General features: G+C 46.2%; 2 rRNA genes. Both read left to right on the top strand.

Annotated elements, in window-relative coordinates:
• Positions 1–86 (top strand): 23S ribosomal RNA (locus MO387_RS20925); the annotation flags it as partial.
• Positions 87–225: 139 nt separating this feature from the next.
• Positions 226–325: ribosomal RNA gene (rrf, locus tag MO387_RS20920) — 5S ribosomal RNA — on the top strand; the annotation flags it as partial.

The following is a 325-nucleotide window of genomic DNA, read 5'->3' as shown; positions in this document are numbered from 1 at the left end:
CGAGACTAGGACGTTGATAGGCATGGTGTGTAAGCGTTGTGAGGCGTTGAGCTAACATGTACTAATGACTCGAGAGGCTTAACCATACAACCCAGATGGGTTTTGCTAAGCGAACTTAGACAGAATAGAGATACTTGATGAAGTGTGAACTCAAACAAAGCAAATCAGCTTTCCGAATTATTATTAACGTGGTCCAGCGATGGACACGGTAATAAACAGAATTTGCTTGGTGACAATAGCCTTGTGGAACCACCTGATCCCATCCCGAACTCAGAAGTGAAACGCAAACGCGCCGATGGTAGTGTGGGGTCTCCCCATGTGAGAG

Origin of the sequence: Shewanella sp. N2AIL, assembly GCF_022690845.1 — a bacterium.
Classification (GTDB): domain Bacteria; phylum Pseudomonadota; class Gammaproteobacteria; order Enterobacterales; family Shewanellaceae; genus Shewanella; species Shewanella baltica.
This window is presented reverse-complemented; position numbering and strand designations above follow the sequence as displayed.